Source organism: Bacillus sp. PK6-025 (assembly GCF_056530265.1).
Genome location: NZ_CP096509.1, coordinates 1,335,842 through 1,353,162, shown reverse-complemented (window position 1 = coordinate 1,353,162; position 17,321 = coordinate 1,335,842). Strand labels below are relative to the sequence as shown.

At 45.6% G+C, this 17,321-nt stretch carries 25 protein-coding genes; 8 read left to right on the top strand and 17 right to left on the bottom strand.

The window, feature by feature from the left end:
- Nucleotides 1-33 precede the first annotated feature (33 nt).
- From M1D67_RS06905 to M1D67_RS06850, 12 genes are all read right to left on the bottom strand, one after another.
- A complete protein-coding gene (locus M1D67_RS06905; protein ID WP_479831693.1) occupies nucleotides 34-1,098 on the bottom strand; it encodes a peptidoglycan recognition protein family protein in 1,065 nt (354 codons plus the stop codon).
- Nucleotides 1,099-1,150: 52 nt separating this feature from the next.
- Nucleotides 1,151-1,414: a phage holin gene (locus M1D67_RS06900; protein WP_026579849.1), complete on the bottom strand. Its 264-nt coding sequence runs from the start codon at nucleotides 1,412-1,414 to the stop codon at nucleotides 1,151-1,153.
- 14 nt (nucleotides 1,415-1,428) lie between these two features.
- Complete coding sequence (locus M1D67_RS06895) at nucleotides 1,429-1,698, bottom strand: hemolysin XhlA family protein (protein ID WP_479831692.1); 270 nt, start codon at nucleotides 1,696-1,698, stop codon at nucleotides 1,429-1,431.
- Nucleotides 1,699-1,798: 100 nt separating this feature from the next.
- A complete protein-coding gene (locus M1D67_RS06890; protein ID WP_479831691.1) occupies nucleotides 1,799-2,146 on the bottom strand; it encodes a hypothetical protein in 348 nt (115 codons plus the stop codon).
- Nucleotides 2,147-2,601: 455 nt separating this feature from the next.
- Nucleotides 2,602-3,105, bottom strand: a complete 504-nt coding sequence (locus M1D67_RS06885; protein ID WP_020451012.1) for a sigma-70 family RNA polymerase sigma factor — start codon at nucleotides 3,103-3,105, stop codon at nucleotides 2,602-2,604.
- A gap of 117 nt (nucleotides 3,106-3,222) precedes the next feature.
- Nucleotides 3,223-3,426 carry an XtrA/YqaO family protein gene (locus M1D67_RS06880; RefSeq protein ID WP_020451011.1) on the bottom strand — a complete coding sequence of 68 codons (204 nt, stop codon included), beginning with the start codon at nucleotides 3,424-3,426 and terminating at the stop codon, nucleotides 3,223-3,225.
- Nucleotides 3,423-3,764 (bottom strand): hypothetical protein, encoded by a 342-nt coding sequence (locus M1D67_RS06875; protein ID WP_023856714.1) that lies wholly within the window; start codon nucleotides 3,762-3,764, stop codon nucleotides 3,423-3,425. The genes M1D67_RS06880 and M1D67_RS06875 overlap by 4 nt, the downstream gene beginning before the upstream one ends.
- A 99-nt stretch (nucleotides 3,765-3,863) precedes the next feature.
- Nucleotides 3,864-4,034 carry a hypothetical protein gene (locus M1D67_RS06870; RefSeq protein ID WP_165768809.1) on the bottom strand — a complete coding sequence of 57 codons (171 nt, stop codon included), beginning with the start codon at nucleotides 4,032-4,034 and terminating at the stop codon, nucleotides 3,864-3,866.
- Nucleotides 4,034-4,834 carry an ATP-binding protein gene (locus M1D67_RS06865; protein WP_095323646.1) on the bottom strand — a complete coding sequence of 267 codons (801 nt, stop codon included), beginning with the start codon at nucleotides 4,832-4,834 and terminating at the stop codon, nucleotides 4,034-4,036. Before M1D67_RS06865 ends, M1D67_RS06870 begins: the two co-directional genes overlap by 1 nt.
- A complete protein-coding gene (locus M1D67_RS06860) occupies nucleotides 4,734-5,558 on the bottom strand; it encodes a helix-turn-helix domain-containing protein (protein WP_095323647.1) in 825 nt (274 codons plus the stop codon). Before M1D67_RS06860 ends, M1D67_RS06865 begins: the two co-directional genes overlap by 101 nt.
- Nucleotides 5,559-5,855, bottom strand: coding sequence for a hypothetical protein (locus M1D67_RS06855; protein ID WP_033155144.1), 297 nt, complete (start codon nucleotides 5,853-5,855; stop codon nucleotides 5,559-5,561).
- Entirely contained in the window at nucleotides 5,845-6,105 is a 261-nt protein-coding gene (locus M1D67_RS06850; protein WP_095323648.1) for a helix-turn-helix transcriptional regulator, read from the bottom strand. The genes M1D67_RS06855 and M1D67_RS06850 overlap by 11 nt, the downstream gene beginning before the upstream one ends.
- Nucleotides 6,106-6,277: 172 nt before the next feature.
- Between M1D67_RS06850 and xre the strand changes: the two genes are divergently transcribed.
- Complete coding sequence (xre, locus tag M1D67_RS06845; protein WP_020451005.1) at nucleotides 6,278-6,631, top strand: HTH-type transcriptional regulator Xre; 354 nt, start codon at nucleotides 6,278-6,280, stop codon at nucleotides 6,629-6,631.
- A 188-nt stretch (nucleotides 6,632-6,819) separates the two neighbouring features.
- Nucleotides 6,820-7,476 (top strand): ImmA/IrrE family metallo-endopeptidase, encoded by a 657-nt coding sequence (locus M1D67_RS06840; RefSeq protein WP_020451004.1) that lies wholly within the window; start codon nucleotides 6,820-6,822, stop codon nucleotides 7,474-7,476.
- A gap of 12 nt (nucleotides 7,477-7,488) precedes the next feature.
- Here the strand turns inward: M1D67_RS06840 and M1D67_RS06835 are convergent, their stop codons facing one another.
- Nucleotides 7,489-8,136 (bottom strand): poly-gamma-glutamate hydrolase family protein, encoded by a 648-nt coding sequence (locus tag M1D67_RS06835; protein WP_020451003.1) that lies wholly within the window; start codon nucleotides 8,134-8,136, stop codon nucleotides 7,489-7,491.
- A gap of 467 nt (nucleotides 8,137-8,603) precedes the next feature.
- Here M1D67_RS06835 and M1D67_RS06830 point away from each other — a divergent pair, with 467 nt between their 5' ends.
- From M1D67_RS06830 to M1D67_RS06815, 4 genes are all read left to right on the top strand, one after another.
- Nucleotides 8,604-9,017, top strand: coding sequence for a regulatory YrvL family protein (locus M1D67_RS06830; RefSeq protein WP_023856707.1), 414 nt, complete (start codon nucleotides 8,604-8,606; stop codon nucleotides 9,015-9,017).
- Between the two features lie 28 nt (nucleotides 9,018-9,045).
- Complete coding sequence (locus M1D67_RS06825) at nucleotides 9,046-9,282, top strand: hypothetical protein (RefSeq protein ID WP_020451001.1); 237 nt, start codon at nucleotides 9,046-9,048, stop codon at nucleotides 9,280-9,282.
- A 110-nt stretch (nucleotides 9,283-9,392) separates the two neighbouring features.
- Nucleotides 9,393-9,971: a TetR/AcrR family transcriptional regulator gene (locus M1D67_RS06820; protein ID WP_026579874.1), complete on the top strand. Its 579-nt coding sequence runs from the start codon at nucleotides 9,393-9,395 to the stop codon at nucleotides 9,969-9,971.
- Nucleotides 9,972-9,987: 16 nt separating this feature from the next.
- Nucleotides 9,988-11,412 carry a DHA2 family efflux MFS transporter permease subunit gene (locus tag M1D67_RS06815; RefSeq protein WP_026579875.1) on the top strand — a complete coding sequence of 475 codons (1,425 nt, stop codon included), beginning with the start codon at nucleotides 9,988-9,990 and terminating at the stop codon, nucleotides 11,410-11,412.
- A 57-nt stretch (nucleotides 11,413-11,469) separates the two neighbouring features.
- On the opposite strand, the gene M1D67_RS06810 is transcribed toward M1D67_RS06815, so the two are convergent.
- Entirely contained in the window at nucleotides 11,470-12,210 is a 741-nt protein-coding gene (locus M1D67_RS06810) for a 3D domain-containing protein (protein WP_025811608.1), read from the bottom strand.
- Nucleotides 12,211-12,660: 450 nt separating this feature from the next.
- Between M1D67_RS06810 and M1D67_RS06805 the strand changes: the two genes are divergently transcribed.
- Nucleotides 12,661-13,209: an IseA DL-endopeptidase inhibitor family protein gene (locus M1D67_RS06805; protein ID WP_023856702.1), complete on the top strand. Its 549-nt coding sequence runs from the start codon at nucleotides 12,661-12,663 to the stop codon at nucleotides 13,207-13,209.
- Nucleotides 13,210-13,253: 44 nt separating this feature from the next.
- Here the strand turns inward: M1D67_RS06805 and M1D67_RS06800 are convergent, their stop codons facing one another.
- On the bottom strand, nucleotides 13,254-13,631 hold the full coding sequence (locus M1D67_RS06800; protein ID WP_023856701.1) for a VOC family protein: 378 nt from the start codon (nucleotides 13,629-13,631) through the stop codon (nucleotides 13,254-13,256).
- Nucleotides 13,632-13,679: 48 nt separating this feature from the next.
- A complete protein-coding gene (locus tag M1D67_RS06795; protein WP_020450995.1) occupies nucleotides 13,680-14,552 on the bottom strand; it encodes a DMT family transporter in 873 nt (290 codons plus the stop codon).
- Nucleotides 14,553-14,643: 91 nt separating this feature from the next.
- Between M1D67_RS06795 and M1D67_RS06790 the strand changes: the two genes are divergently transcribed.
- Nucleotides 14,644-15,531 (top strand): LysR family transcriptional regulator, encoded by an 888-nt coding sequence (locus M1D67_RS06790; protein WP_101560734.1) that lies wholly within the window; start codon nucleotides 14,644-14,646, stop codon nucleotides 15,529-15,531.
- Nucleotides 15,532-15,587: 56 nt separating this feature from the next.
- Here the strand turns inward: M1D67_RS06790 and cysI are convergent, their stop codons facing one another.
- The gene (gene cysI, locus M1D67_RS06785) at nucleotides 15,588-17,306 is read right to left on the bottom strand and encodes an assimilatory sulfite reductase (NADPH) hemoprotein subunit (RefSeq protein WP_144498449.1); all 1,719 of its coding nucleotides are present in this window, start codon (nucleotides 17,304-17,306) and stop codon (nucleotides 15,588-15,590) included.
- Between the last annotated feature and the right edge of the window lie 15 nt (nucleotides 17,307-17,321).

Sequence of the window (17,321 nt, the reverse complement as noted above, 5' to 3'; positions counted from 1 at the left end):
TTTTAAAAATATAAAGGAACTTTAAAAGTTCCTTTATTTCAAGAGAGCAAGGATTTTCGCTTTTGTCTTCGGTCCGTATATTCCGTCCGCCCCCAAACCGTACATCAACTGAAAACGTTTCACCGCGTTTGCCGTCTTCACTCCGTAGTATCCGTCGATCCCGTGGTTTTTGGCCCCTTTATCAGGGTAATAATAAAGAGCCGCAAGGGCTGTCTGAATTTGTGTGACGGCCGTTCCTTTCATCAGCGGGCTTTTCACCTTATAAATGCCGGCGGGAAGAGTCCATGTCTTGCTCTTACCGCCCGCTGACGCTTCAGCGGCTGTGAGGGCTTTTTCAGTTGCCGGGCCGTAAATGCCATCGGCTTTAATTCCCGCTTTCTTTTGTAAAGAAGCAACCGCTTGCACCGTCTCGTTTCCGTAGCTTCCGTCCGCCCCGTATTTGGGCAGCGAAAAACCGGCCGCGATCAAGCGCGTTTGCAGCTTTTTCACATGAGCGCCTGACATTCCTTTTTTGAGTATAATGCCCGACGATGAGCTTGTTTTGCTGGTGGAGGCAGCCGACACGGATACGGTTTTCGTTCCCAAAAGGGCGTCTACTCTTTTACGGAAAGCTGACAATTGGCCGGCATCTTTCACCCACGGGGTTGGACAGCTTTTGTTGGTGACATCGTAATGGCGGACAATCCGATCTGTGGACAAACCGTATGTCTTGCACAAATCCGCTACAAGCTCCGCCGCATTGCGAATCGTCTCCTCATGGATGGTACCGTCTTTTTCCACGCACATTTCGACCCCGAGCGCCACGGTATTGGCATTCGGCTTCAGGAAGCTGACATAGCAGCGGTTTTGATCATGCGCATGATAAGCGACTTCCTGATCGGGAATAACATGCTGTGCCTCATGGCGGTCGACAAAATAGTGAGCCGAGGCATAACGCTTGTCAATAATGCAAGTGCCATTGAAATAATTGCGCTCATTTAAAGCGGAGGCCCCGGGCGTCGCCGTCCAATGCATGACAATTCCATTGACTGCCGTAAGCTTCAGCCCTGGACGGGTGTATTGATTGACTTTTACAAAGTTCTTGATGACTTTGACCAAACTTCATCATTCCTTTTCACATTCAATTCAGAAAGCCGCCTCAAAGACGGCTTCATTTCGTTAAACCTTTTTTCTGTAAAACCTCTTGTTGCATTTTCCCTTTGCTCGTCACATAGTTGTTCTTATACCAGGCAACCAGTGATGCAACGATCGTAAAAGCCGCAGACCCTGCCGAATACAGGGCATCCGCCAATGTATGAATCTGATCTTCGGCGACCGGCAAAACTGGCTTACCAAACATGATCAACGTCTGATTGACCAGCGCAATAAAAAGAAGCACCGTTCTGACGACCGTGCCTTTGTCAATATGTTTCATCATCTTGTCCTCCCTTATCTCTGCAATAAATTATAAAAAACAGCGATCGCTCCGCCGATGATGCCGGTGCTGACCGCTGTAATGATCGCGCCTGTGATGCTGCGCTTGATCCAAGTTGTATTCTCTTCGATTTTGTTCAGCTTTTCGTTAATCGAGATGATTTGCTGATCGTGGCGGTCTGATGTTCGTTCGAGTGTGCTGACGCGCTGTTCGAGTGATTTTTGATCAGCTTTCAGTGCTTTTATCTCGTTTTGAAAGACATCTATTTCCTGTGTTTGAGACATTTTGCATACCTCCTTTATTCCACCTCCTCAAAATGTTCCTATCTAAAAAACACTCTCGCCTTCGGCGAGAGTAGGGTCCAGTTTTTAAGGGGTGATGGCTTTACCGCTTAACAATAAAAGCAGGCGTTTGTTCTTGGAAATGACTTCCATTCACAGTATCATGAAAATATCCTTTTATCCGAACACTATTTTTCCCCTTTTTTAATTTAAGCTGCGAAATTTTAAATACTTTTGTCGGTGTCTGATTTTTAAAAGAACCTGTCAGCAATTTACGAGATTCCCAATAGTCTTTATTCCAAACCTCTGCAGAAAGTGTATACTTAAAATTTGCTATACTCCCACCTCCATACTTGGCAACAACATCAATAGAGGTTGCTTTGGGCGAGTAAGAATCTGCATCCGTACATAGTCTTATACGGTAAATGTCATAGAGTGTTGAACAAGGCATATTACATTTCTCCTTTATTGTTTTATGGAATGTACCAATTTGCTTTCGTTCTTATCTTTTGAGAACTGGCTCTCAATGTGATAGTTTTCGCTTTTTGGTCAAACACTTGCAGTACGTTATACGAGATGACCCGCTCTTCTTTTGCGCCAGATGATTGAGCACCAAGACCGGCTTGAAAATTTATTAAAGTCACCTTATACAGCGCTGACCTCCATGTACTATTTGTACCTGTCCATGATAGCGTGTCCCGTTGTTTGTTGTGTATCAGCATAGCTAATGAAGTTGATTATTGTATTTCTCACCCTTGCGCATAAATTGTTCACCTCCTTTCAGTTCTTTTTATTCTGGCAAAAGTTTGCGATCTTACATTGATCAGATGTTTCTAATATTACAAACGTCCATGTCCCTCTTTTCACTTATAGGTGGCAAACGTATGACAAAAGACAGATATATCGTTATGCCATACAATCGAGAGGCTTTTCGATTTGTTTCGCGATTTTCAGCTGTGCCCGTTTCACATTGGTTTGAACAGTAGACTTTTTGATGCCGAGCATGGCGGCAATCCGCTCATAGGAAAACTGTTCGACCTTATGTAAAATGAAGATTTCTTTTTCGCGTGCCGTAAGGGCAGACAGCGCGGTTTCAATCCGGGCTTTATCGTACGCTGACACTTCTTGAGCCGGTTCAAATGCAATCTGTTCTGAGAACGTGTCGATGATCAGCGGATCTTTCAGTAGCATCCGTTTATAAGCGTCTCGCCTGTCAATCGCCCTTCTGATTCCCGGCTCCCTTCCGTTTTCAAGCCAGTCGATCACATATTCCAAATCGGTCATCATGTTTCTGATCAGTTTTTTATCTTTCAATTGTTCAGCAGTCAGCCCTTGTTCATCCTGATAGGCCCGATACAGTTTTTTCGTGTTTTTCAGCGCTCTTTTATATTCGAAAAGCAAATCTTCCATTTTTTGTACCTCCGTTTTTTTGAAATAAAAAAGGACACCAATCAGCCGCACAGTAAGATGTGCATCTGATCAGCGTCCGCAGGCTTTCCGTCTTGGACAAATATTCAAGTTGTAGAGCTATAGCTTATAGCCGATTTCAAATTCGACCCTTGCGAGGTCTCCCTTTCTCGTTTCAATGACGGTTTTGCCGTGTTCAGGCGCCTCGGCCTGCCAAGCTGTGCCGTTCATTCCATCAAGAACGATCACTGTCACCTTTCCTTTTTTAAGGCGGCTTGCAACCGTCGTATCGTGAATATCTTGTATCTTTGCCGGATGGTTCATCTATTTTCCTCCTCTTCAAATTCCGCGTTTGTGACGACTTTTTCTAAAATATTTATCAATTGATTCTCAACTGAATTAGAGCGAGCGGGCCGTTTTCGCTTCAAATAGGCAAGCGTGAGCTTCGCTGCGGTCAAAAGTTCGGGAGCCGCGGCGATTAAGCGGGCATTTTTTTCCTTGGAATATGCGCTGTAGTCGGCGACTTTGGCAATCACCCGCCCGCTGGAATAAGGAAACCGTTTCTTTTCGGCTTTACTGTAAGCTGAATAAATGTACAGGTCGCTATTTGTTCTGACAACGCGCCATGGTGACGGGCTGTACGTCGCACTTTCGTTCTTCACGTTTGTCTTCCTCACTTTCCGTCTTCTTCGTGCCATCGTTTCATTTGTGCGTCTCTTTTTGCCGCTGTCCAGATGATGAGAATCATCGCTTTTAAACATTTAAGCACCTTGTTTCACCCTTGTTTTCATTTTTGCAATCAGCGCTTCCAGATGTTTGATCACATCCGTCAAATCGCCGCTTTCAGAGCGGCAGTTTGGACAAGCGCAGAACATCGTTCCGATCCTTGCGTCCTGGTGGACTGATTTTCTCCCGTTACATAGCGGGCACATCAAACCATCCCCTCCAGTCTATGATTGATGCCGAAAGAGCTCCCGTTCAGGACGACGAGAAAGTCCTGGCACATTTCAACCAGCCTCGTTCCGAGCGCTTCGTCTATGCTGACAATTTCTTCAACGCTTAGCTCGCTGGACAGCATGATCGGCTTATGGTTCAAATACCTGTAATTGACGACAGCATATGTCTGTTCGATCTGCCATTCCGTCGCCCGCGGCCTGCCTCCCACCGGCTTAAACAGATCATCAAGAAACAGCACCTCGACTCGCTTCATCCGGTTCAGCTTATCCTCAAGCAATGAGAAATCCTGTTTTAAATCGTTGAATCCTTCGACAAAAGGAAAATAAAGGACGGGTACGAAATGCTTCCTCATCAGCTCATTGGCGGCGGCCGTCAGCAAATGAGTCTTCCCTGAACCGGGTCGTCCCAAGAGCGCGATGCTGTTTTTGCGGCTTTCCCGGATGTCCCGGTAAGCTTGTACATATTCAACGGCGCATTCATACGCCTCTTTTACAGATTGGTGTTTTCCTTTCGTCTTGAACTGAGCAAAATTTAAGTTTTTAAATTGTTCGGTGATTTCGCTCGATTTCAACAGCTTTTGCGCTTTCCGCCATTCGCGGCAGGCGCATGATACCCATACTTCCATCGTTTCGCGCCGTTCGATAAATCCAAGTTCATCTTTGCATTTCGGACAGTCATACCGTTTTGCGGCGGATTCTTCCGGTTTGTCCCCCTGTGATAGACAGCTCCTGTTTCTCAGTTCGTCCATGATCTCTTCGATTGTTCTTTTGGACATTGTTCTCCCTCCTGACAGTTGTTTTCTCTTCCGCTTCAGCCAGCCGGCCGATAATATATTTTTCACAGTAGCTGAAGACCTTGATCGTTTCATTGCGGCTTCGGCGCCGCGCCTCATACTCTTCAAAGCATTGTTCAAGCCATTTGATTGTTTGCGGAAGAGACACTCCGCGGGCGACAATCCGGGCGATGGCCTGGTAGTCTTTTGACGAGGGATGGACAGGCTTTCCTTCCTGCAAAGACCTAAGGGCGGCAAATCGGTCTGCTATTGTTTTTATGGAAGTCATATTATGTTTTGTGTTGATTTGTGTGATATCTTTATTGGATTGGACAAGGATGTCCGCACGGCCAGTCTCTTCTGTCCGAACAGAACTGCCTGACCGGACATGGCTGGCATAGGCAAATTTCTTTGAATGTCTGACTGACAAAATCATTCCGTAAGGCGCTCTTGTGACTGCAATGTAGCCGTTTCGTTCGAGAAGAGCGAGCCATCTTCTAACCGTTTTTTCGTTGACGCCGAATTGAAGAGCCAGTTCTGCGGCTTTCAGCGGTTTGTTGCCGAGCACGATGCCCCATGTCATCCCATCGCGTTCGATTTCCTTAGTTGTTGAACTGATGCACCATAAAAACAGCCAAATGGCATTGCCTATTTTCTCGTAGTGCACAGGTGTTAAAAGCCCTGAGTAAACGGAAAAGGGATAGCTTTGATCGAGAGGACAGGACATTCATCTTCCCCCTTCCTTCTGCCTTCTGCGGTTCAGTCTGAGATACCGTTCGTATTGGCCTTTACGATCGAATTGGAATACAGGCTTTCCGTCTTTCGTAAAAGCGATGAATCCCCCGGCTTCGCCGAGCCGCCATTGATCAAAACGGTCTGAGCTGTAGGAAATCACAATTTTACCCATTCTGCCTCCTTGTGGATATCCGGCGGGTCCGCCATGTCTTCGCATTTGCTCTCTGTCGGCTTCCTTTGGATAGCCGTGCGTTCGAATGTGTGTGACCATCGGATGTTCAAGATTCATGACATCGCCTTCTTTCATACAGAGTTCCTTTGATACAATATGTATCCAAACAGACCTGAAAAAGATCGGGAAACAGCAATCGATCAGGAACTGAGTAAAGCGTTTCGAATTTCAGCATCGTTTCTCTGCCGGGATTGCGTGTTCCCCTTTCGATTTTGCGAACATAAACCTCGGAGAGTCCAAGCCTTTCCGACACTTGCTTTTGGGTCCATCCCCTCTTACAACGCTCTTCGATCAACCGTTTTCGCACATGTTCTCACTCCCTGTTTTTGATACAATACGTATCTGATGATTTGATTATATATGATACACTTCTTATCATCAATACTTTTTTGATACTTTTTTTATCATATGTTTATTTCGATACATTTTGTATCTATAATAGAGATAAACATGCCGAATTGAGGAAGAGAGGTCATTCTATGTTAGGCGGCAGACTGAAGAGCCTGAGAGGAAAACGGACACAGGAAGAAGTTGCAAAGCAGATCGGTGTATCGCGGGCCCGCTACTCCCATTACGAAAACGGAAGAAGCGAGCCGGACTATGAAACATTAAAAAAACTCGCCGATTACTATAAAGTGACGATTGACTATCTGTTGACAGGAACGGAAAAGAAAAAAACGATTGAAGACGAAATCGCAGATCCGGATCTGCAAATTGCATACCGAGACATGCAGGAATTTTCCCCCGAAAGCAGACAGCAGGCCATCGAGTTCATTCAATACTTAAAAGAAAAAGAGAAAAAACGAAAGCCCGGAGATAAACAAAACGGATAAAAAAGGAATTTCTATTAAACGTTACCTGGTGAGCGCCGATTTAATAGTTAAGACGATAAAAAAGGGAAAGATTTGCTAAAGAGGCTGCTCATCGTATATGATAGATCTGCATGAAAACATGACAGCCCCTTTGACGGGCTTTTCTTTCCCGCTAAAAACAGAACATTTGTTCGAAAGGGTGTCTCGTATTGAAGTTTTACTTATCTCACCTAGAAGAATACGTCAAAAATATGTATCAAAAGTTTGGTTTTTTTGAACCCCACCACATTGATATGAATCGCATAGCCGCTCATTTTAACATTTGGATTCACTATGAAAATGTCAACAGCATGATGATTAAGCATGACGGCATGTACAGCATCATTCTCAACAGCAGCCTTTCAAAGGAAAAGCAGTGGGAGGATTTTGCCCATGAGTTATGCCACGTATTAAAGCACGCGGGAAACCAGCTTTATATGAATCAGATGTTCAGGGAGCTGCAGGAATTCCAGGCCAATCAATTTATGTACCATTTTTGCGTCCCTACTTTTATGCTTTTAAAAATGGATTTTCCCCAGCTGCGATGCCAAGCCGCTAAAATGATCGCCGACCTCTTTAAAGTCACGGAATCGTTCGCTGTCAAACGGATCGAGCTCTTTGAAAAACGGCAAGCCGGGATCCAGTTTCATGAGGCATGGATGGCGAGCCTTTCCCAAGAGAGCGAATCAGCGAATGCTGCTCGCCTTAAAGAAGAAGACGAACTTGCACGCTACCGCCGGGAAACCCGCCGCCCGTACACAACGGCAAACGGCGTCGGCAAAATGGTCGCGGCAGAAAGCCGGCCGGCGTATATGCTGAGAAAATAAAAAACAGCCGGCTCAGCTCCCGGCTGCACTCGGCCCATATGCGATGCGGGCTCCTGCCTTCAAAGCTTTGACATAGCGGGAAAACACCTCATTTTGAGACGTTCGCCTGCCCTTTAATGTGAATTGCTCAAACATCGCCTTCCGCTGGGCAGTGCTGATTTCAAATTGCACGCTTAACCCTGTTTGGCAGCGATTGTTGATGCTTGCAGGGTTTGTACCTGAAAGATATCCCCTTTCAGCCGCCAGCTCCGCAGAAAATCCGTGCTTCTCCAATGTCTCCGCAAACAACAAGGCGCGCCTTCGATCTGTCCCCCCGATGAGCGTATGCCGGCGGAAAGGCTCGTCATATCCGTGGAACGCCAGTATGTATCGATGTCCTGCAGCCATTCGCACGGCAAGCGGGCAGTCAAAATGGGCGCTTGTCACATGAAGACTCTTATTGCCGCGCCTTTTCAATCCTTCCAATAAATAAACCGAAGAACCCGCTGCAAAAGCCCTGACAATTTCACTGATGCCCGGTTCGATCCCGCCCCCGTGGGGAGCCATCACAAGCAGTGCGCTCCCTGCATCCCGCGCAGCCACCGAATAATCGGTTCCTTCTATTTCATTTTCTGCCATCTCTGTAAAGCTGCCGTATTGGTCAGTTAAAGCCTGCTTCATCTCTTGATTTTTTGCACCTGCCTGTCCTGTTTTTATGTAGTGTACCGGGAGTCGCAGCGGTTGTAAATATGTTCCCTCTAGGAAAATAAAAATCTCTTTATGAGATTTAAAAGATTAAAGCAATTGAACCAAAATCGAAAATCACCTAAGGCACGAAAATAATTCTTCTAGTAAACACGTCGGTTTTAGAACAAGCAAATACGAAATATGATTAACAAAGTAAGGTTGCCGGCTGACAGCCTTTTTCATTTGGGATCCTATCCTCTTTGCAGCCCTAATGAAAACGCTCCAAATATGATATATGGTAATTAATTAGGTCTCGAAAAACCCATAAGGAATTTTTCAGAACGCTCTCTCCACTCCCCCCTTCCACACAAACTTTAACCCCAAAATCTCATTAATAACTCACAACCGGATATTTTTCTGATATCATGAATATACACTGCATGATTAGGAATGAATGTTTAATGATTAAAAAAACTCTCGGTACCATGCTCGCAGTGACTCTGATCTTTCTTTTGATCCTCACTGTGTTTACGCTCTTATTCGGGTCTTATTATTTCGGCGTCGCCGGTTTTTTCGCGATTTTCGGCGTGACATACGAATCGCCCTGGTCGCTCTTCTGGTATATCCTTTTATCCTTTGGCCTCGGCGCGCTGTTTGAAATCCCGGAAAAGATTTTGAGCTTTATGATCGGTCATAAAGCTGTGACCTTTATGATCGAATGTTTTTTTACGTGGCTTGCCATCCATCTCGCTGATGAATTGATGGACAGCATCACCATCCCGCTGGATGTGGAAATCATCGCCTGTCTGTTTTTATTCGTCATTCAGCTGGCATTTGAAGACAACAAAGAAAGAAACCGGACATACGAGGATTGAGAAACATTCGCGAAGGGAGAATAGAACTGTGACGTTTATCATTTTAATGGCCGGATTGTTTCTTTTTATTCAACTCAAAAAACCGTTCCGCAAGAAAATCTTCGGCTACGTTTTTTTGGCCGTTTATTTAACGGTGCTCGCACTCTATACCATCAATTCCACTTTTGTTCACCTCATATCTGACAGCCTTTTGTCGATCTTGGCAGTGATCGCTGTGGCGCCGCTGCTTGCCGGCTTTCTGAAGCCTTCAGCGGATTCCCGGTGAACCGAATATGGACAAATCGTCCTTTTTCTAAAATAGGCCTTCAAAAAAGGTCTTTTTTTTCGTTAAAATTATATAGACCGATCAGTATAAAATCATAAGGGAATGATAGGATGGCAGAAAAAATGAGCAGCCGCGATAAAATATTGCGGGCGGCTTCACGATTGTTCCGCAAACAAGGCTACCATGCCACAGGTCTGAGCCAAATCACAGCCGAAAGCGGAGCGCCGCGGGGATCGCTTTATTATTATTTTCCCGGCGGCAAAGAAGAACTGGCGCAAGAGGCGATTCAATTAACCGGGGAAAGAATCAAAGCGTATATATTGTCAGCGATCAGCCGAGAAGCTGATCCTGTCAAGGCGTTTCAATCTTATATCCAGATGATGGCTGACGGAATCGAGGAATACATCATGGAAGAAAACGATGATATTCCAATCGTATCCGTCGCCGCAGAAACGTGGTCGTTCAGCGAAAGGCTCCGCCAAACTTGTGAACAGGTTTATCAAGACTGGCAGCTTGTCTATCAGGATAAACTGCTCCAGTCAGGCTACGCGCCGGAAACGGCCGAGACGCTGAGCGTCGCGATACAGGCGATGATTGAGGGTGCGTATGTGCTCTCAGTGACGAAAAAAAACGGTCGGCCCCTCAGTGCAGCCGCCGAACAAATTCCTTTTTTACTAAAACGATCATAAAGGGTGGGAAATGCAAATGGAACATGCTAAAAAAGGCTCCTTCATGATTATCGCCATTTTAATCGTCGGAAATTTTCTCGCTCTGATTAATGAGACGGTCATGAATGTGGCTTTGCCGAAGATCATCGACGATTTCGGCATTTCAGCGAATACGGCCCAGTGGCTGTCAACCGGATATATGCTCATGATCGGCATCGCCGTGCCGATTACTGCGTTTTTAATGCAGCGCTTTACGACAAGGCAGTTGTTTCTGTCTGCGATGACATTATTTACGGCGGGAACCTTTCTGGCCGGAATCGCTCCGGTCTTCCCGCTCGTTCTCGCCGGACGGATCATCCAAGGCTCAGGTACAGGTTTGATACTGCCGCTTGTGATGAATGTGATATTGACTTTGATTCCGCCGCAAAAACGCGGAACGATGACCGGAATCCTAACGCTCGTTATTTTATTTGCCCCGGCGATCGGTCCGGTCATCTCAGGCTATATTGTCGAGCATTATTCATGGCGCGTTGTTTTCTTCATGATGCTGCCAGTATCGGTTTTCATGATTTTTTATGCGGCGTTCCGCCTGAAAAATGTAACCGAACTGACGTATCCGAAAATTGACATATTATCTATTCTTTTATCGACTGTCGGGTTTGGCGGAATCGTTTTCGGCTTCAGCAACGCCGGGGAAGCTGCGGGCTGGAGCAGTCCGAAAGTGATCATCGGACTGGCAGCCGGTGTCATCGGATTAATATTGTTCGTCATGCGCCAGCTCAAATTGAAAGTGCCGATGCTTGATATGAGGCCGTTTCAGTCAAAAATATTTTCCGTCTCGGTTATCCTGATGTGGATCGTGATGATGCTACAGTTTTCGATGATGCTGATTTTGCCGCTTTACTTCCAGATGGCGCTTGAGCTGTCACCGCTTTATACAGGCATTCTTATGCTGCCGGGCGGCCTTGTCCTGGCGATGACATCTCTTGTTGCAGGACGCCTGTTTGATAAGCTTGGCTTTAAACCGCTGTTGATCACCGGGTTGATCATTGTGATTGCCGTCCTTTCGCTGTTTACGAATATTTCAAGCGATACGCCGATGGCGGCGGGAATGATGCTGTACGCCGGCTTCACACTCGGCGTCGGGTTAACGATGGCTCCGATCATGACGCTCGGTTTAAACCAGGTGCCCAAACCGCTGTACCCGCATGGCTCGGCGATTATGAATACGGTCAATCAAGTGTCAGGGGCCATCGGTCCGGCATTGTACACGACAATTCTGACGACCGTTTCGAATCGCTTTATCGCGCATTCTTCAGGAGCCAGCCGTCAGGAGCTGCACATGCAAGGTATGACAGAAGGCGTTCATATGGTTTATTTCGTAGCCATCGTCTTTGCAGCAGCTGCTCTTGTGATTTCGGTTTTTGTGAAAAGCAGTCGCGGGGAACATCATCCAGCATAAACATCGATCCATCAAAAAAATGCAGGAGGCATGAAGCGCCTCCTGCATTTTTTGATATTAGTTTAAAATTTTGACCTTTACGGTTTTGACGCCCCAATTGAAAGCGTCTTTTTTATCTGGAATAAATACGTCTATTTTATGGCCTTTAATGGCGCCTCCGGTGTCTTCAGCCGTCGCTTCGCCGTAGCCTTCCACATATACTTTCGTACCGAGCGGAATCACGCTTGGATCAACCGCGATGACTTTTGCATCACGGTTCGCATTCAGGTCGACTCCCGTTTTTGTGATGCCTGAAATGCCCCCGTCATTTGCCGTATACGCAGTTGCTGTCACTGTGATTTCCTTTTGCACGTTGACAGGCTGATCGTTTTGTTTTTGCGCGGACTCTTGTTTCACAGGCGCTGCAGCAGCAGCCTCTCCTGCTTCTCCATTTATCGCAATCGTTTGCCCTGCAATAATCAGGTCCGACTTCAGATTGTTCCGTTTTTGAAGATCGCTTACAGTTACACCGAACTCTTTTGCGATTTTTGAGAGCGTGTCCCCTAGCTGAACGGTGTACTGCTTTTCTTCAGATTTTTCTTCTTGAGAAGAAATGTTCAGCTTTTGACCCGGTAAAATCAGGTCTGATGAAAGCTGATTCCATTTTTTTAAGTCCTTGAGGTTCATTCCGTAGTTTTGAGAAATCCCCCAGAGCGTGTCTCCTTTTTGAACTTCGATTTCTTTTGCTGAGGCAGTCGCTCCGAATGCAGTCGCCGACATAGCTGCGGCTGCAGCCAAGGACATGATTGTCTTCTTCATAAGTTAAATCCTCCCTTGTTAGCCCTTTTGAAACTAACAGGGAAAATCGTAACACAGCAAAATGTCACCGCTATGACAGATTGATGCGAATTTCGTTACAGTTTTTTTACTGATAAAGTTTGATTTTATGTAAAATTCTGATTTTCAACAACATGATTCCTTTATGTTTCAGACGTCCTCTTTCCTGCTCTTGACGCTGGTTCAAGCTGGAATTCTTTTTCAGTATAAGATGTTTTTTCAACATGAAGCTTTTGTGTTTATGAGAAGAGAAATTCGGGAAAACGAATCAATAGACGTAAATTATTTTCCTAAACATATAACCCCAGTCGCTTTTATGTCGTCATATATTAGAAAACAGCGGAGGAAAATTTTTCTCGCAAATCTCTTGTAATCCATCTGTAATTATTGTAACATTTGTAACATAAGAGATATATTTAAGGAGAGAGGAACATGAAAAAGTTAATCGTTTGTTTATTAGCTGTTTTACTCATCTTACCTGCCGGAGCATCTCTCGCAGCGAAAAACCAAACATCAGGGAATTTAACAAATAAACAAGTCATGCAAATGACTTTGCAGGCACGGGAGCACTTTTGGAATACGATGAGCGGCCACAATCCAAAAGCGAAAAACTCAACTTGCCAAACCAAAACATTTGAATACCGCGGTCTTCCATATACGTATATGTGCAGTGAATTCAGCACAAAAGCAAAGTTAACAGATTACTTGGCACCGGTTTTCACAAAAGACGCCATTAAAAAAGGATTTGAAAAATACAACATTATGTCTTATAAAGGAAAAATGGCCGTTCCTGTCGGCGATGGGGACAACCTCTTAGGATGGGACAAAGCAACAATCAAACTGATTTCTCAAAAAAACAATACCCGCACCTATGAATTTTCCGTACCGGCATTGGATGGATCAGTGACTGCGAAAAGAAAGATCACGTTTGTGAAAGAAGACAACAAATGGAAAATCAATCAGCTCGATGCTGCCATCTAAACGAAAAAAGCTAATGTCTAAAAACGGACATTAGCTTTTTTCCGTCAAACGGTCAGCTCAACGATGTTGCCGTCAGGATCCAGGATGACGCTTTCATAATACCCGTCACCCGTGACGCGCGGCTTTCCGGCAACCTGGTATCCTTCCTTTTCAAAGCGGCTCGTCATCTCGTCAACCTCTTGCCGCGACCCTAAGGAAAACGCCATATGTGCATAGCCGGAAGCGTTTTCCTCTCCTTTTGCAAGGTCGGGACGTCTCATCAGCTCAAGCCGTGTTCCCGATTCAAACTGAATGAAATAGGATTCGAAATGCTTTTTCGGATTGACGTATTTTTCATTCGCCTTTCCGTGAAAAAACCGGGTATAAAAGTCTTTCATTTCCTCTAAATTGTTCGTCCATATAGCGATGTGTTCGATTTTCATAAAATCTCCCTCCCATTTCATCATACCATATAGACCCTCTGCCTTTTTTTACACCTTTTTAAATTGATAAGTATTCATAAAAATCCCGATGCAGATCATGAAGGCGCCGATCAGGATGCTGATTGTGACCGGTTCATGCAGCTGCAGCCAGCCGAATAAAAGGCCTAATACGGGAACAAACATTAAAGCCATCGATGCTTTTGACGCTTCGATTTGATTCAGGATCCAAAACCAAATGACGAACGTCAAAGCCGTAGAGAATAAACCGTTAAATAAAAGAGATAAGATCGCTTCATTTGACCAGTGAATCGGCCGGGCCGGTTCCAGTATAAAAGAGAAGATCAATAACATCACCGCCCCTGTGAGAAGCTGCCATGCATTCATATGAATCATATCTGTATCTTTAAATTTCAGTTTGCTGTATACATTGGCGATGCCCCAGCTGAGCGCTGCGATTAAAACACAAAGCTCTCCAAATATGACATTTTGATCAACATGCAGAATCCCTCCTCCTAATATAAACAAAAGACCGATCAACCCGGAAAATAAACCGAGCATTTTATACACATTGATTTTCTCGTTTAATTTAAAATGACTGATGACAGTGACAAAAATCGGCATGGTATACACCAATACAGACGTTTTTCCCGAATCGACAAACTGCATGCCGTAAGTTAACACCCCCATATAACCTAAACCCATCAATAAACTCATCACCAGATAATGCTTGATATTCTCCTTTCCTATTGAACGCTTCCTTCCTTTGATCAAGAGAATTACAAACAAAGGAACGGCTCCAATGAACAGCCGCAGTGCCGAAAATAAAACAGGGGGAATGTCAGTGATTGCGATTTTCATCGTCACCCAGGTATACCCCCAAATAAGCGTTACAGAGATGATCCCCAACAGTACTTTAAACATAAACCGTCACCTTTCTTCTTTGTTTCATGTACAGCATATGCTATATTGGATGATAACTGAAATACATTTTTATTATCGGAGGTATAACCATTTGGTTATGAACATGAACAGCCTTCACATCTTTGTGAAAGTCGCGGAGACACTAAATATGACAGAAGCCGCCAACGAGCTGTATATTTCACAGCCGGCCGTGAGCAAAGCCATAAAAACCATGGAAACGTCGCTCGGGGTCAAATTGTTGATTCGGGATAAACAGAACAAGTTAAAGCTTACTGACGCGGGAAAGGAAATCGCCGTACTGGCCAGACAGATGATTGTGATTGAAAACAAAATATACCAAGTGGCCGATCAAGAAAATCATCTGCTCAGGGGGAAAGTCAAAGTTGGCTCGTTCCCCGCCGTCTCAGCGAATATTTTGCCGCAGGCTATCGCCTCCTTCAAGTCAAAGTATCCGCTCGTACAAATCGAGCTGGTCGAAGGAACCTCCGACCAAATCAAGCAATGGGTCGAAACACGCCTGGTTGATTTAGGCATCGTCGCCTCTCCCTTTGACGGTTTCGAAAGTCAAGTATTGTTTCAAGACCGGATGGCGGCCGTCATCCCTGAGCAATATCATCACTTAAAAGACGCACCTTTCATTGATCTGAAAAAACATCAAAATGAATTGATCTTTTGCAAGGGCGGGCACGAAGTCGCGGTATCTCAAATCTTTCAAAAACACCGCCTCGAATTAAAAGAAAATCTGACTGTGCAAAACGCGGAAACATTGGTCAATATGGTCAATAACAACTTGGGGATCGGCTTGATTTCTAACTTTTCGCTTTCCTCCGTATCCCATCGGTTGATCAAAAAAGACATCTCTCCTCAAATTATCCGCGAGGTCGGCATGATTACACCCTCATTTGAAGAAGCAACACCGGCGGCTGCCGAGTTTATGAAAATGATCATCGAGTCGGAAACGGTTCGATCATTTTCGTAAACAGAAAACGCCTCAGCACCGATCAAAGGGCTGAGGCGTTTTTTAAAAAATGCTCATCAATCATGGAAATTCGTTCCGTCCGTCGTTTCTTTAACAATTCCGGCGCGGATGACGAAATCTCCGAAATGTTCTCCTTCATTGCGTTCTTTCGCATAGCGCGGAAGAATGTCGCGAAGTTCTTTTAATATTTCTTCTTCACCGATGTTTTCCCGGTACATTTTGCTCAGACGGCTGCCGTCAAAAGCGGCGCCGAGGTACATGTTGTACTTGCCAGGGGCTTTTCCGATGAAGCCGATTTCGCCGAGCGCATGGCGGGCGCAGCCGTTCGGGCATCCCGTCATGCGGATGGTAATCTCTTCATTCTTCAAGCCGGTTTCTTCAATGATTTCATCAATTTTGTCAATCAGCTTTGGCAAATATCGTTCCGCTTCGGCCATCGCCAATCCGCACGTCGGCAGTGCGACGCATGCGATCGAGCTGCGGCGGAGCGCTGTATAATGCCTGCCGTCAGTCAAACCAAACTGTTCGATCAGTTCGCTGATCTTTTTCTTCTTTTGGCTTGTGACATTGGCAATGATCAAGTTTTGATTGGCTGTGAGGCGGATATCGCCGGTATGAACTTTGGCGATCTCCCTTAAGCCGGTCATCAGCTTGTAATCATCATAATCAGTGACGCGGCCGCCCTCAACAAACATTGTAAAGTGCCATCTTCCGTTTACACCCTTTACCCAGCCGTAGCGGTCGCCGTTATGCTCGAAATGATACGGCTTTGCTTCAGCGAGGCTCCAGTCGAGGCGGTTTTCCAGCTCGTTTTTGACCGTTTCCAAGCCGAGGCGGTCAATTGTGTACTTGAAGCGGGCATTTTTGCGAACCGAGCGGTTTCCGTAGTCCCGCTGAATCGTAATCGTTTTTTCGGCGACATCATATAACTGATCAGGCTTACAGAAGCCAATGACTTTGGCAAGCTGCGGATACGTTGCTTTGTCTCCATGGGTCATGCCCATACCGCCGCCGATCGCGACGTTGAAGCCGATGAGTTTGTCATCCTCCACAATCGCGATAAACCCAAGATCCTGGGAAAATACGTCGATATCATTTGACGGCGGAACGGCGATGCCGATTTTGAATTTCCGCGGCAGATACAGCGGTCCGTACATCGGTTCGACTTCTTCCGCATCAGGCGTGCCGGCCACTTTTTCTTCATCAAGCCAGATTTCATGATACGCACGTGTGCGCGGCAGGAGGTCATCACTCAGCTTTTTCGACCATTCATACACTTCTCTGTGGATTTCTGATTGATACGGATTGGAAGCGCACATGACGTTCCGGTTAACATCCCCGCATGCTGCAATCGTATCCAGCATGGCTGAATGGATCGATTGAATCGTTTTTTTCATGTTCCATTTTAAAATGCCGTGCATTTGGAAGGTTTCCCGGGTTGTCAGCTTCAATGTGCCATTTCCGTATTTCCGGGCAAGCTCATCCATGACAAGCCACTGCTCAGGCGTTGCGACACCGCCCGGCATCCGGACGCGCAGCATGAACTGATACGCCGGCTCAAGCTTTTGCTTTTGACGCTCATTGCGGAGATCGCGGTCATCCTGCAAATAGCTGCCATGATGCTTCATCAGACGGTTGTCGTCATCGGAAATTCCGGCTGAAAGCGGCTCAAGCATCGATTCCTTCAGGGTGCCGCGCAAATAGTTGCTTTCTTTCTTAATGCGTTCTACATCACTCGGCGGGCCTTCAGGCGCTTTTAATATTTCGTTCCCCATGTTGAAAAAGTCCCC

Bases quoted from the DNA above. Each gene is read 5' to 3' on its own strand.
- M1D67_RS06900 (WP_026579849.1), bottom strand. From the start codon at position 1,414: ATGAAACATATTGACAAAGGCACGGTCGTCAGAACGGTGCTTCTTTTT.
- M1D67_RS06895 (WP_479831692.1), bottom strand. From the start codon at position 1,698: ATGTCTCAAACACAGGAAATAGATGTCTTTCAAAACGAGATAAAAGCA.
- M1D67_RS06890 (WP_479831691.1), bottom strand. From the start codon at position 2,146: ATGCCTTGTTCAACACTCTATGACATTTACCGTATAAGACTATGTACG.
- M1D67_RS06885 (WP_020451012.1), bottom strand. From the start codon at position 3,105: ATGGAAGATTTGCTTTTCGAATATAAAAGAGCGCTGAAAAACACGAAA.
- M1D67_RS06880 (WP_020451011.1), bottom strand. From the start codon at position 3,426: ATGAACCATCCGGCAAAGATACAAGATATTCACGATACGACGGTTGCA.
- M1D67_RS06870 (WP_165768809.1), bottom strand. From the start codon at position 4,034: ATGTGCCCGCTATGTAACGGGAGAAAATCAGTCCACCAGGACGCAAGG.
- M1D67_RS06865 (WP_095323646.1), bottom strand. From the start codon at position 4,834: ATGTCCAAAAGAACAATCGAAGAGATCATGGACGAACTGAGAAACAGG.
- M1D67_RS06860 (WP_095323647.1), bottom strand. From the start codon at position 5,558: ATGTCCTGTCCTCTCGATCAAAGCTATCCCTTTTCCGTTTACTCAGGG.
- M1D67_RS06855 (WP_033155144.1), bottom strand. From the start codon at position 5,855: ATGAATCTTGAACATCCGATGGTCACACACATTCGAACGCACGGCTAT.
- xre (WP_020451005.1), top strand. From the start codon at position 6,278: ATGTTAGGCGGCAGACTGAAGAGCCTGAGAGGAAAACGGACACAGGAA.
- M1D67_RS06835 (WP_020451003.1), bottom strand. From the start codon at position 8,136: ATGAAGCAGGCTTTAACTGACCAATACGGCAGCTTTACAGAGATGGCA.
- M1D67_RS06830 (WP_023856707.1), top strand. From the start codon at position 8,604: ATGATTAAAAAAACTCTCGGTACCATGCTCGCAGTGACTCTGATCTTT.
- M1D67_RS06820 (WP_026579874.1), top strand. From the start codon at position 9,393: ATGGCAGAAAAAATGAGCAGCCGCGATAAAATATTGCGGGCGGCTTCA.
- M1D67_RS06815 (WP_026579875.1), top strand. From the start codon at position 9,988: ATGGAACATGCTAAAAAAGGCTCCTTCATGATTATCGCCATTTTAATC.
- M1D67_RS06810 (WP_025811608.1), bottom strand. From the start codon at position 12,210: ATGAAGAAGACAATCATGTCCTTGGCTGCAGCCGCAGCTATGTCGGCG.
- M1D67_RS06805 (WP_023856702.1), top strand. From the start codon at position 12,661: ATGAAAAAGTTAATCGTTTGTTTATTAGCTGTTTTACTCATCTTACCT.
- M1D67_RS06800 (WP_023856701.1), bottom strand. From the start codon at position 13,631: ATGAAAATCGAACACATCGCTATATGGACGAACAATTTAGAGGAAATG.
- M1D67_RS06795 (WP_020450995.1), bottom strand. From the start codon at position 14,552: ATGTTTAAAGTACTGTTGGGGATCATCTCTGTAACGCTTATTTGGGGG.
- cysI (WP_144498449.1), bottom strand. From the start codon at position 17,306: ATGGGGAACGAAATATTAAAAGCGCCTGAAGGCCCGCCGAGTGATGTA.